Raw genomic sequence first — 13,108 nt, forward strand, 5'->3', positions numbered from 1 at the left:
ATCAATCCTTCTCAATTAACTGTAGAAATTCTCGCTCTGCAAGGATTTGAATTTCGATACCCTCATTAATTAGCGCCTCTACTTTGCGCTGTTTACTACTTTTCTCACTATCCTTTAGCTCTACTGAATCATTGGACGATTCATCTTGGCTACCGACCACTAGATAATTAAGCTTTTTAGAAGCGCCTGCTTTTACCGTAAAGCCTTGTTTGGCAGCCAACTCTATGATTTCCTCGCGACTGATACCTAAGCTGCCTGTAAAACAAATATTAAGACCTGCATAGCGTCCAGAGGTATTGCCTTGCATCGCATTGACTGTAGGATAGCTGTTATTGACATAGTTAACTTGACTAGCAGTATTGGCTGAACTTTGCTTGATATTCGCTCTAGAGCGCCCACGCCTGTTGTAACTGCGTTTAGATTGGCTAACATTGACATAGTCTTTTATAGAGTCGCTATTCTCGCGCAAAATAGTGATGACGACATATCCGCAAGCTTTAGCATCCGCTAGCGCATCATGATGCTCGAACTGATAGTTGAGTAGATTACAGACATTAGCCAGATTATAGCCTTTATAGGCAAACTGGCTAAATGTTCGACGCACCAGTACTGTAGCATCGACCCAAGGCCAATTAGGATTCGGCAAATGATAACGAGTAAGACATTCTTTTAGCGCCCGTTGATCAAACAAGGTATAGCTCACTACTATAGTGTCAGCCACGAAGGCCAATATCTCATCGAATACTTCAATAATAAAGGGCGCATCCGCTACTTGCTCAGCAGTGATGCCATGGATACCGATATTAAGCGCGTCAAAGTCAGCTTGTGGATTAACAAGCGTGCAGTAACTATCGATAAGCTTGCCATTAGCATATTTAGCTAGCCCTATCTGGCAGATAGAGCCAACATTATTATTAGCGGTCTCGACATCAATGGCAACGAAATCCATTATCCTTATCCTTACTTAAACGCTTTAAGAGCGCTGATTGAGCTTGTTAACGCTACTGGCGATCAAACTCACCATAACCATGCCCATGATAATTAAAATCAGGGACATCGTATGCGCAGCTTCATAATTGAGCGCTTCTACTTGCTCATAGATAGCGATGGATACCACTTTGGTCTCGCCAGCGATACTGCCACCGATCATCAGTACCACGCCAAACTCGCCAATAGTATGGGCAAAGCTAATCAAGCTGCCAAGCACAATACCAACGCGAGCTTGTGGTAGCGCTATAGTCATAAAGCGGCGTAAACGATTGGGTTCTAATAGGCTGGCAACCTCCATCACGCTTTTGGGAATACGTAAGAACTGCGCATAGACTGGCTGAATATAAAACGGTAGGGAATAAATAATAGAGCCGACCACCAAACCCTCAAAGGTAAAGACTAGCGCGCTAATATTATGCTCGCTTAGCCATTTGCCCATACCGAAATTTGGACTTAATAATAGCAATAAATAAAAACCGATAACCGTTGGCGGTAACACTAAAGGCATTGCGATAATGCCCATCAATATAATCTTAAGGCGTCCTACTAGCCATCCTCGGCTCGGCTTGGCTAGCCAATAAGCTAACGGCGTGGCGAATAATAATAGTAACAAAGTGGTGACGCCAGCAAGCTTAAGACTGACCCAAAATGGCGTCAACATCGCTGAGATAAGAGTTTGATCTATCATAGGGTCACTACTAATTATTCAGGGCTACTTTATCATACTGGATTTTGGCGCTATAAAACCAATACGGTATATAAGGTAATATATTTATGCAAAGATATGGCGCTTCTAGTATAGATTTTGCACAGTTTCTATCCCACTTACAGACAACCAATCAAAAAATTATCCTAGCGACATTTTAGGTTCTATTTAACTTCAAGATGATTATATCTTAAAAGCTAGCCTTTACTTAACTGCCAAATATCCTGCATCCGCAAAGTACTGTTGTCCAGCAGGTGATAATAAATAACGGGTAAAGTCAGTTGCCAGTGCCGCATCACTAAGTACGATACCATCTTGCAAAATAGCAGGATAAGACTCTACTGGTAGGGTATAAAATTGCTCGGGCGTGGCTTTAATAGCTGTAACTTGAGACTGCGCGACAAAGCCATAATCGACGCTGCCTGTATTAGCGTATTGAAAAGCTTGACCGATGTTTTCTGCCTGGATAATTCGCTTTTGAGTGTTTAGCAAGTCATAAATATTTTGCGTTTGTAGATAGGCTCTTGCAGAAGCACCATAAGGCGCAAGATCAGGGTTGGCAATCGTTATCTTCGCCTCTGACTGCTCTGCTAATAACGCGGTGAGTGTAGTCTCATTTAGAGTGTCAACAGACTTATGAACATTATTAGTAGTGCTGTAAAAAGCCAGCTGCCCTTGCGTATAAGTAAAAGGTTTAGTTTGAGCAGCATCTTCTACTCTCTCGCTAACCCATCTAGCGGGGAAATCTTGATTCGCCGAAAGATAAATATCATAAGGCGCACCTGCGATCATATGTGCATATAGCTTACCCGATGAAGCAAAGGTCAGCTCAATATCTTGTGCTGTTAAGTTATTCTCAGCGTTATAAGCTTCTACTATTTTAGGTAATACATCAGATAGATTCGCAGCAGCAGCGATGCGTATTTTCTCAGGCTGGCTGGTCGTTTCATTAGCAGCAGCTTCATCTTTAGAAGTATCTTGGGTGCTACACGATGCTAACGTAAAGACTAAGCAAGTAGATGCAGCAAAGATTGATGCTATTTTAATACTCAAAGCCTTGCTCCTAAATTTTACTATCATTGGTTATTTTTATAATTTTTTTCTCAAAAACCGCACTTTTTGAAAATCAATGCTAAAACGACTAAGCAAAAATAGTCTCAAAACTATTCATGCTTAGCCGTGATAATCTATCTCTACATTTATTTAAAGTTCAAAATTTAGCTATAACAATCGGTGCGCTGGGCGCACCCTACAGCTATTCTTGCTAAGCTGTTTCAGATTATTCATCAAGTTAAATATAAGTAACGATAGTAAACCTGTAGCGTGGGTGGCAACTCACGAGTTATAACTCAATCATTAACCGTTGTTACTCAGCCATTGTTACTCAGCCATTTCGAAGGCTCATTGTCGTAATACTCTTGCTTCCATACAGGTATATCCGCCTTAATGGTATCAAGTATCCAGCGACAGGCATCAAAGGCTGGATATCGATGGGCTGATACCACGCCAATCCATACCGCTATATCGCCAATCTCTAGCTCGCCAATACGATGAAGAGCAATAGCATGAGTAATCTCAAACTTACGCTTGGCTTCTTCTATTATCAGTCGACCCTGATTAATCGCTAAATCTTCATAGCCGTAATAAGTCAGACGCTCAACGCTCGTGGCATTATTATGATTGCGCACCCGACCTTCAAAGCTGACAAACGCGCCGCAGCTATCACTGTCTAGCATGGCTTTGAGTCTATCTTCATCAATGGCGATATCTAATAGCGCAAAACCATCGCGCTCAGCTAGTTCATAGATATCATCAACGCTCCGCTTAGTAGTCATTGACTGACTATGAACATTTTGCTTATCGTCTTTTATAGAATCTGTCATTTAACCCCCTGCTACTGGCGTAATAAAAACCACGCTGTCGCCATCATCAATAGTATCTGACCACTTAGCAAAATAGTCATTTACCGCGACTTTTAGCTCCGACTGCTCACGACTAAAATTATATTTTTGATTTAGTTGCGCGTATAGCTCCGTTAACGATGTTGACTGCTGCACATTGACTTTTTCTTCATGACAGTTGGCTTCATCTGCTAAGCTGGCAAAGTAGAGGACGTTAATCGTTTTGGTACTATCTGCTGTTTGGTCTTTTTCTATAACGCTCATTTTATTTTCCCTTCTGTACAACCTTTAAACCAGATACTTTATAAATCTTAACCATGTTGATAATCAGACTTACCACCCGTCTTAGTAATCAGGCGGATATTATCTATAGTAATATCGTGAGAGATCGCTTTAGTCATATCATAGATAGTCAAACAAGCGACGCTTACTGCGGTTAGCGCTTCCATTTCGACGCCCGTTTTATGAGTCACTTTAACACTGGCATTGACCGTAATAGCGTGCAAATTATCATCATAGTCAAAGCTTAAACCAATCTTATCTAACGGCAGTGGATGACAAAGCGGGATCAAATCATGAGTACGCTTGGCTGCCATAATCCCAGCGATATGTGCCGTTTGGGTGATACTGCCCTTTTTCGTCATACCATCAGCGGCTTTAATCTGCTGATAAATACCACTGGGAAAGCTGACTTGCCCTTGCGCATTAGCCTCACGAGTGCTGGCGGTCTTACTACTGACATCGACCATATGAATATCGCCATCGCTGTCTAAATGCGATAGCTTATGCGGTAGCTTGGAATCAGCTAAGCTGGTTTCATTATTATGTTTCAAAAAGAGCTCTCACTTTCTTATTAGCGATAAAATTTATAAATCGTATAAAGCGCTACAGGCACGCTTAAAGTCTGTAGGCGTATTAAAATTAGTCAATAACTGCTGGTTTTCTAACACTGGAACGGTTTGAGCAATGGGCTTAATAAAGCTCATTACCTTGCGCTCGCCACTATCAATATAAGCACGCAGAGCAGGCTCAATACTTAAGCGATAAAGTCCTAGTAGCGGATATAAATGGTCTTGATCTGTTAAACAGACTATCGACTTATCTATATTGTTATTATCAATATAGGGACTTAATTGCTGCCAAAGCTCATTCGCGTTGATTAAACTATCGCAACTAATGACCATCAGCCATAACTGCTTATGCTCTAAATTAGCATCGCGTGCATTATTCAAATTTTGTAATGCAGATTCAATCGCTACAAGTGGCCCTTGCGTCGCCTCAGCTTTATCGTTATCTACAATAGATATAGATTGATAATCATCAATCTGAGTAATCGACAACTCTGGATTACTTGCTAATAACTTAACATCGACTGCAAACTCACGACCATTATCCGCAATCATAATAGGTACGTTAAGCTGAGCCGCTTGGCGCACATGGTAATCCAGCAATCGCTCACCGGTAGGCAAAGTTAGTAAAGCTTTCGGCGACCCCATACGCTGAGACGCCCCACCCGCTAATATGACTACGCCTGCCAATTTACTTAAGCTGTCTGAACTATCTAAATTATTGCTCACCGATTATACCTTTCATGAAAACTCGAATAACAAGGAAAACGAGCATAATTACTACTCACTGTAGGCTAAAAGAGTTTGACACCGTTAATCGTGTTTTTTGAACTTGGTATTAATTATGGCTAGGATTAGCACGCATAAAGTGCGCTACAAAATTACAAGGACGCGTACGGCTATCGAACTGCTCTTTTAAAATATCGTTCCACCCTGTACGACACGCGCCTGTAGAGCCAGGAAGACAGAAAATACCCGTGCCATTTGCCATACCAGCAATCGCCCGCGACTGAACCGTTGACATACCGATATCATCTTTTGAGATCAAACGGAACATCTCACCAAAGCCATCGATAGACTTATCAAATAATACGCTAACCGCCTCAGGCATACTATCGCGAATAAAGAAGCCCGTGCCGCCCGTGGTAATAACCGCATGGACGTCAGGGTTAGCAATCCAGCCACTGATAACCGCGCGAATCTGATAAATATCATCGGTAATGAGTTGGCGATCAGCTAAGTTATGACCCGCTTCAGTTAAGCTATCCACTAAATATTGCCCTGAAGTATCTTGCTCCAAAGTACGACTATCAGAAACTGTTAAAATTGCAATATTAAGCGGAGTAAATTGGGCAGCAGGCTTAGACATAATTTTTCCTAATAATTCTCTATAATTTATAACTAGTTGTAATTCAAAATGAGACGTTTACTAACCACCGATAATCGATAAGTTATGCATAATGCCGCTGTTGGACTCGTGCAAATGATGGTGTTCAGGTTTAATTGGCATAAAGCTGTGTAGCGTATTGACTAGACCTGGTACATCATTATTTTGTAGAAATGGACGAATATCGTAGTTGCCCTCATCGAATAGGCAGAGATGAACTTTGCCCTGACTACTAACTCGCAAGCGATTACAATTGTCACAAAAATGCGCAGCATAAGGCGCAATCATGCCGATGCGTCCTAGATAATCGGGATGGCTGTATTCAATCGCAGGGCCATCAGCGCTACCTCGCGCATGCGGCTGCCAGCCATGCTCAAGCAGGTAATCAGTAATTAATTCAGATTGTGCATGCTGGGCAAAAAACAAATCGCTATTATCACTAGTCTGCATAAACTCTATAAATCGATAAGTCACTGGACGCTGTTTGACATAGTCCATCGCTGTGACTAAATTCTCAAAAGCCGTTTCTGCCATTAAGATACTGTTTATTTTTAGCTTGATATCGGTGGTTTCTAACAGCTTATCCATATCAGTAATGAGCGCGGGCAAAGTATTAAAACCTGTCATTTTATGAAAAGTCGCGGCATCAAAGCTATCCATACTGATATTAAGCTGGTTCAGCCCTGCCGCTTGCCAATTGGCTAGATGTTTACCTAGCTTGTAACCGTTACTAGTCATCGCAACTGTCTTGATACCCGTTGTGCTTTTAATCGTATCGATAATATCGACCACATCACGGCGGATAGAAGGCTCACCACCTGTGATACGTACCTTTTCGGTACCGACTTGTGCAAAACCTCGTATCAAAGTAGTAATCTCAGGTACGCTTAATTCATCGTCAGGGCGCTTGCCTTGGTAGCCATTGGGCAGGCAATACTCACAGCGAAAATTACAGAAATCGGTGATAGATAAGCGTAGATAAGTCAACTGCCGAGCGAAGCCATCAGTAAGCGGCCGCACATGGTCCGTAGATGACATCGTAGGTGCTGTTGAGCTTAATGCGCTTAGGGTAGGATCGCTACGATCTGGCGTTGTCGTTGGAGAATGCAGCTGAACACCTGCTGCTATTGAATTATGATAAATCATATAGGGTTACCGCCACTATCTTTTAGCTGATATTACATCATTGTCTTCAGCTACTCATTACTTCCTGTCATACTTTGCTTATTAGTATTTTGCTAATTGTCTAAAAGTATAGTCTACTCATCATCTAATGCATATTGAGTATAACAAACTATAGCACGCCTCAACCCTAGATTTGCTAAATATACAGCCAAGAAAAAGGTTGAACATCAACGATGCTGCCAGAGGCTACATTACCGTTGTCCTTATCTATTACGACAAAGCAATTAGCGCGGCTAAGCTGCTTGATTCTATGTGATTGCTGGCTGGTAAAGCATTCAACCTGATAGCCTTCAGACGTCTGCGTCAAAAACCCACGCTGAAAGTCTTTACGACCGACTGACTTTTTGACGTCATTGGTTAAAGTAGCTTTTAGATTTAGGGTGATTGGTTGCTCTGATAAAAGCGCTCCTGACATCTGCCATAGCGCTGGTATCACGAACTGTAATGCTCCGACAATGGTAGATAAAGGATTACCTGGCAGACCAAAATATAATACGGGCTTATCAATATCTTTACTCGATTCGCCAAACAACTCACCAAAGACAAATGGCTTGCCAGGTTTCATCGCCACTTTATAGTGACTGATTTGCCCTAGCTGCTCAATGACCGTAGTCAAAAAGTCATAATCCCCAACAGATACGCCAGCAGTCGAGATAAGCACATCGCACTCCTGCATAGCCTTAGTTACCGCTGTAGTCGTGTCCTCTAAATTATCGGCAATAATGCCGTAATCTTGAATAGTAATAGGTAGATTGGCGAGCAAAGTCTTTAGCGTTGGGGTATTAGAGTTATATATTTGTGCTAAATGCTCAAGCTCACGCCCAAGCGCGACCAATTCATCTCCAGTCGCCAATATACCTACGATCAACGGCTTAAATACGCTGACCTTATCCACTCCTAAATTTGCTAATAAGCTGATATCACTAGGATTTAAGCGCTTGCCTCGTTGCAGTACGATTTCTCCTGACTCAACCTCTTCGCCTTGCTCACGAATATTATCATCAGACCTACAAGCTTGGGTTAAGGTAATATCATAAGGCTGAGACTTATCAATGCTGTCACGTATTTCGGCGAAATCAGTATTTTCTTGCATGATAACGGTATCACAGCTACTAGGCACGACTGCGCCCGTAAAGATACGCACCCCTTGCCCTGCTTGCAGATTTTTTGCTAATTCTTGATCATAAGGATTACCTGCTTGCGACTCCCCTACTATTTCGATAATGCTATCTTTATCAAGCTTACTACCTGTAGCAATACTATAACCATCCATCGCCGAGATATTTTGTCTAGGCACATTAAAAGGTGAAGTAACCTCTACCGCTAATATCTGATTGAGACTGTTTAACAATGAGATAGTGCTCAGTTCTCGACTCACGAGCGGCGCATCACTTTCATTATAAGTATTAATCCGTTCTCTAATTGCTAACTGTAGCGCTTCCATCGTAATCATAAATTTAAACTCTCGTTATGGATATATTTTTCTTATAGCTTGATACTTTGTTTGACTTAGACTAACTATCCAACCACTCCTGCTGTTTGGCATAGGTGAGCTGTTCAGGTGTATCAATATCATAACTGAGTTGCTGGTTAATAACAGTACTGATTTGCTCAGTTTTTAATCCTCTGATTAAATGCCGTAACCCTTTATCACCTGTGAGCGCTGACTGCCATTGTTTTAATAATTCGTAGTCAATAGTGATAGGCAAACCGACGATATTCAGTTTGGAATTATCAATAGTAAAATCTCTATTTAATTGCGCATAGCGGCTAGCAACAACGAAATGCTGCTCTATCAATAACTCATTTAAGTGACGCTCGTCTAAAAGAAACTGGTCAATACCCATAATTACCACTCGTTTAACAGACGAATCAATATTAGAACTATTTAAAGCGTCAATAGCTAAAGATAAACTATGCGCCATACCCATCTCAGGGGTTTGATTAAATACAATAGTCACGTTCGAATTCGCAGCAACCAACTGACTTACTGCATCCGCAATCGCTTGATTATGTTCAGGAATAACGACAACGACAGTTTGTGGTTGCGTGTCTAAACCCAATTTAAGCATATAATGAATTAAGGGCTTATTGTCTTTACTAAGCAGCTGCTTGGAGTGTCCTAAACGCTGACTAAGTCCACTGGCTAAGATAATAACCGCATGAGTGTTAGTCATGAGCATAGTCATTTGTATAATGGTGAGTAAAATTTTCTTTAGCTAATAATTGCAAATTGGATTTATTATTAATAGAAGGTACTGGCTGTACTTGCTCATTCATCACCGCGCTTACTTGCGCCATAATACTTAATGCTAAAGCTTCTGGACCATCACCGCCTAATTTTAAACCAATAGGATAGTGCAACTTTTTAATACCTGCTGTTAAACAATCAGGATTAGACTTACTATTGCTAACCTCATTAATTAAACGCTCAGTACGATAGCGTGGCCCTAGTTGTCCAAGGTATTGATAATGGTCTGCATGCTCTAATAGTACGTTAAGTCGTGCACGGTCTTGGCTTAAGCTATGTGACATTAGCGCTATCGCAGCATTATCACTAAGCTCAAGCAAAGTTTTGCTATCTTCTAAAGACACGCATTGCACAACATCTGCCTGTGGAAAACGCATACTCGTCGCATATTGCGCACGACTGTCTATCACGGTCACCTGCCAGTCTTGCAATTTTGCCATAACCACTAATGGCATCACGTCATTACCAGCCCCACAGATTAGCAGACGCTTTTGCGGTTCAATGCATTGTAATAACCATTCGCTTGGTACTTTTTCTTGGCTATCGATATTTTCATGGTTACTTTCTAAATGACTGCCTTCTAAATAGCGGCTTTCTAAATCGCTATTCAAAATAACGTAATCGGTATTTCGTTTCTTAAGTTTATGTTTAGATAGCTCTTTGACTGTATTTATAAGTATAGGAGAATTTGAAATATATTGCTCTGAGCCAATAAACCTAACTTGTCCAGCTTTATTATAAGTTCCTAAACTAATTCTTGCGCCGACTGAAAATATATTTTGCAAACCTAAAGGTTCAGATTTGATCAAAGTCGCTATAGTGGTAGGTTGCCCGTTTTGACGGACTTGAGTAATTAAATTTAGCAAAGGATTTGCTGACGTTAAACGTTCAAATAAAACATGTACTTTGCCATTGCAACCCAAGCCAAAATTTAGCTCATCTTCTGATTCAATTTCTAACCCATCAGCAGTATTACTATCACTGTCATCATCTCTTTGCTCATCGCCCGTTTGATAAACTTGGACATTAGCGCCATTGCGAGTGAGCCAAAAGGCGCGTTTGATGATGTGCGGCTCAAGGCAGCCCCCACTAATCATACCAACCGAACGTCCATCCGCGCAAATCAGCATCATCGCGCCAGCACGCCGATACGCTGAACCTTCAGTACGCACCACTGTCGCCAATACAGCATCAACGTTTTGTTGAGCGGCCTCGCCTGCCAGCTTAAGAATGTCAGCGATTTGATTCATAACGCCTCTTACTTTATTTGTATTATAAATACTCAAGTTGTGAAAACCCGCTACTTAAGCGGGTTTCTTTAATATAATAACTTCTATGGAAAATTACTCTGGCATCTCAGCTAGCAATTTATCAAGCGTAATCGGGAAGTCATAAACCCGTACCCCAACCGCATTATAGACAGCATTAGCAATTGCCGCAGCAGCACCAGAGATCGCCGTTTCACCAATACCTTTAATGTGCATCGGGTTAGTATACGGATCATCTTCTTCTACCAGAATAACATCGAGCTGCGGGACATCTGCATTGACAGGAACATGATATTCAGCAAGGTCATGATTACACAGGCGACCATCGCGCTTGTCATGAATGATCTCTTCCATCAAGGCAGAACCAATACCAAATATCATACCGCCATAGCACTGCGAGGTAGCTGTTTTATGGTTTAAGATACGCCCTGCTGCAAAGGCTCCCGTCATACGTTTAAGACGAATCTCCCCAGTAACTTTATGTACGGCAACTTCAGCGAAGTTAGCACCATATGACGACTGACGATATTTTTTACCATTTTTACCTGGTTTGATCTGACCTTTAGCACTGAGCTTTTGATCGTCGTACTTAGCGATAATATCTGCTAACGCATAAGACTGAGAATTACTAAAATCATATGCTTCCGTTTCAGCTTTGGAAATCGGTAGACCTGTTTTTTCAGCGATTTGATCTGCTAGTCCCGTTGCTTTTTCTGTCAAACCAGAGACCTTATCTGCCAAACCAGATACTTTTTCAACTAATTCTGCAGCTTTTTCTTTACCCATTTCAAGCGCCGCATCAAGAGCAACTTCTGTTATGCTAGGATCATGCTCACCTACTTGCTTGATTTGCCCATCGTCTAACTGAATGGTATCAGGATGAAGACCAACCTTACCTGCAATAATCTCTCGCAATTGCTGACAGGCTAGATAGACACCACTGCCGGCACTAGCAGCACCCCAACTACCGCCTGAACCTGACGCCGCTGGTAGATCACTATCGCCCAACTTCATTTCAATATGGTCAATAGGTAGCCCTAACAGATCCGCGGCAACTTGAGAGAATACCGTATAAGAGCCAGTGCCGATGTCAGTCATATCGGTTTCGATAATAGCTTTTACACCAAGCGTTTTTGAGCTATCTATCTCTAGTGTGGCGCGAGCTTCAGAAGGCTGTAACTGGTTGCCACGAGCAGATGCCGCCATGCCTGTACCTATCCACCAATCGCCCTCTAACTGGCTGGCAGGTTTGCTATTACGTTGCTCCCAACCGAACTGCTCAGCGCCCTGTTCCATACAAGCAATGAGCTTGCGCGATGAGAACGGAATATCTTGGCTAGGATCTTTTTCAGGTTCGTTACGGCGGCGCAGCTCAATGGGATCAATATCCAACTGCGAGGCCAGCTCGTCCATCGCACATTCAACCGCAATCATACCAACGGCTTCGCCTGGGGCGCGCATAGAGCCTGACAATACTTGGTTCATATCTACTTGTTTGTAATTTACACGGCGGTTTTCACCACGATATAAATACTGGGTAGATAAGGCAGTTGGCTCAAAAAATGCCTCTTCTGGCAAATTACTAGTCACCGTATCGTGAATCATGGTATTGATAACACCACTTTGGTCAGCGCCAATAGCGATGCGCTGACGGGTATTCGAGCGTCTGATTGTCGCCTCCATCACTTGCGGACGCGTCATCGTAATTAGCACTGGGCGACCCAGCTCTTTTGCGGCAATTGCTGCGGCAATAGACTCTGGCGCAATACCAAGCTTACTACCAAAACCGCCACCCACGTAATAGGCAATGAGCTGTACCTGATCTTTCTTTAAATCCAAGGCATCCATAACTTGCTGCTTGCAAGAGGCAAGCATCTGATTAGCCGTATACAAAACCAGCTTATCGCCCTCCCAATGCGCCAATGTCGTATGAGGCTCCATAGCGGCACTATTTTGGCTAGGCGTATGATAAAAGCGATCAACAGTCACCGCAGAATCAATAAGTCCTTGCTCAGGATCACCCAGTACAGAATTTTTGTCTGAGCCTTTTTTTTCATCAACCTCATGAGCATTAGATAGCTCTTTGGTAAAATCGACAGCGGCTTTATCAGTCTGATCTTGGTAAGTGACTTTAAGTGCTTTTGCGCCTTCTGTTGCGGCCTCAAAAGTTTCGGCAATCACGACAGCTATAGGCTGACCATGATAGAACACTTCACTTACACCTTGAGCGGGTGCTTTGGTTGCGCCGCCTTGCTGCGGATTGCGTAAGAAATGCTCTGGATCGGTTATAACTTTGATAATGCCAGGAATATTATCTACAGAGCTATTGTCGATATTATCTACTTTACCCTTAGTAATAGTTGCTCCAACCAAGACGCCATAGACTTGGTTCTCTAGGTGAATCTCTGCTGAATAAGGGGCTTGACCGCTGACTTTCAATGAGCCATCAACGCGATTAATAGGCTTGCCAACCAATTTGCTTGCCGTTTTGTCAAATAGGGTTTCGACAGGCTTATCCATGGTCATTTTTTTGGTCGATTCTGCTGGAAGTACTGAGTCCAATAATGACATG

Annotated in this window: 13 protein-coding genes; all 13 read right to left on the minus strand. The window is 42.3% G+C overall.

Annotated features, from left to right (window positions below):
* Position 1 precedes the first annotated feature (1 nt).
* Positions 2 to 949 (minus strand): exonuclease domain-containing protein, encoded by a 948-nt coding sequence (locus Q9G97_RS09980; RefSeq protein WP_305898690.1) that lies wholly within the window; start codon positions 947 to 949, stop codon positions 2 to 4.
* A 24-nt stretch (positions 950 to 973) separates the two neighbouring features.
* Positions 974 to 1,678 carry a molybdate ABC transporter permease subunit gene (gene modB, locus Q9G97_RS09985; protein WP_201569854.1) on the minus strand — a complete coding sequence of 235 codons (705 nt, stop codon included), beginning with the start codon at positions 1,676 to 1,678 and terminating at the stop codon, positions 974 to 976.
* Positions 1,679 to 1,900: 222 nt separating this feature from the next.
* Positions 1,901 to 2,749: a molybdate ABC transporter substrate-binding protein gene (modA, locus tag Q9G97_RS09990; RefSeq protein WP_305898691.1), complete on the minus strand. Its 849-nt coding sequence runs from the start codon at positions 2,747 to 2,749 to the stop codon at positions 1,901 to 1,903.
* Positions 2,750 to 3,066: 317 nt separating this feature from the next.
* Positions 3,067 to 3,579 (minus strand): molybdenum cofactor biosynthesis protein MoaE, encoded by a 513-nt coding sequence (locus Q9G97_RS09995; RefSeq protein ID WP_371747874.1) that lies wholly within the window; start codon positions 3,577 to 3,579, stop codon positions 3,067 to 3,069.
* Positions 3,580 to 3,861 carry a MoaD/ThiS family protein gene (locus tag Q9G97_RS10000; RefSeq protein ID WP_305898692.1) on the minus strand — a complete coding sequence of 94 codons (282 nt, stop codon included), beginning with the start codon at positions 3,859 to 3,861 and terminating at the stop codon, positions 3,580 to 3,582.
* A 47-nt stretch (positions 3,862 to 3,908) separates the two neighbouring features.
* The gene (moaC, locus tag Q9G97_RS10005) at positions 3,909 to 4,346 is read right to left on the minus strand and encodes a cyclic pyranopterin monophosphate synthase MoaC (protein ID WP_201573555.1); all 438 of its coding nucleotides are present in this window, start codon (positions 4,344 to 4,346) and stop codon (positions 3,909 to 3,911) included.
* 117 nt (positions 4,347 to 4,463) lie between these two features.
* A complete protein-coding gene (locus Q9G97_RS10010; RefSeq protein WP_305898693.1) occupies positions 4,464 to 5,174 on the minus strand; it encodes a molybdenum cofactor guanylyltransferase in 711 nt (236 codons plus the stop codon).
* 109 nt (positions 5,175 to 5,283) lie between these two features.
* Positions 5,284 to 5,814 carry a molybdenum cofactor biosynthesis protein B gene (moaB, locus tag Q9G97_RS10015; protein WP_305898694.1) on the minus strand — a complete coding sequence of 177 codons (531 nt, stop codon included), beginning with the start codon at positions 5,812 to 5,814 and terminating at the stop codon, positions 5,284 to 5,286.
* 60 nt (positions 5,815 to 5,874) lie between these two features.
* Positions 5,875 to 6,978, minus strand: a complete 1,104-nt coding sequence (gene moaA / locus Q9G97_RS10020; protein WP_305898695.1) for a GTP 3',8-cyclase MoaA — start codon at positions 6,976 to 6,978, stop codon at positions 5,875 to 5,877.
* Positions 6,979 to 7,153: 175 nt separating this feature from the next.
* Positions 7,154 to 8,470 (minus strand): molybdopterin molybdotransferase MoeA, encoded by a 1,317-nt coding sequence (locus Q9G97_RS10025; protein ID WP_305898696.1) that lies wholly within the window; start codon positions 8,468 to 8,470, stop codon positions 7,154 to 7,156.
* Between the two features lie 61 nt (positions 8,471 to 8,531).
* Complete coding sequence (locus Q9G97_RS10030) at positions 8,532 to 9,194, minus strand: nucleotidyltransferase family protein (protein ID WP_305898697.1); 663 nt, start codon at positions 9,192 to 9,194, stop codon at positions 8,532 to 8,534.
* The gene (locus Q9G97_RS10035) at positions 9,187 to 10,518 is read right to left on the minus strand and encodes an XdhC family protein (RefSeq protein ID WP_305898698.1); all 1,332 of its coding nucleotides are present in this window, start codon (positions 10,516 to 10,518) and stop codon (positions 9,187 to 9,189) included. Before Q9G97_RS10035 ends, Q9G97_RS10030 begins: the two co-directional genes overlap by 8 nt.
* Positions 10,519 to 10,611: 93 nt before the next feature.
* Positions 10,612 to 13,107: a xanthine dehydrogenase family protein molybdopterin-binding subunit gene (locus tag Q9G97_RS10040; protein ID WP_305898699.1), complete on the minus strand. Its 2,496-nt coding sequence runs from the start codon at positions 13,105 to 13,107 to the stop codon at positions 10,612 to 10,614.
* Position 13,108: the final 1 nt, after the last annotated feature.

Origin of the sequence: Psychrobacter sp. M13 (genome assembly GCF_030718935.1) — a bacterium.
Classification (GTDB): Bacteria; Pseudomonadota; Gammaproteobacteria; order Pseudomonadales; family Moraxellaceae; genus Psychrobacter; species Psychrobacter immobilis_G.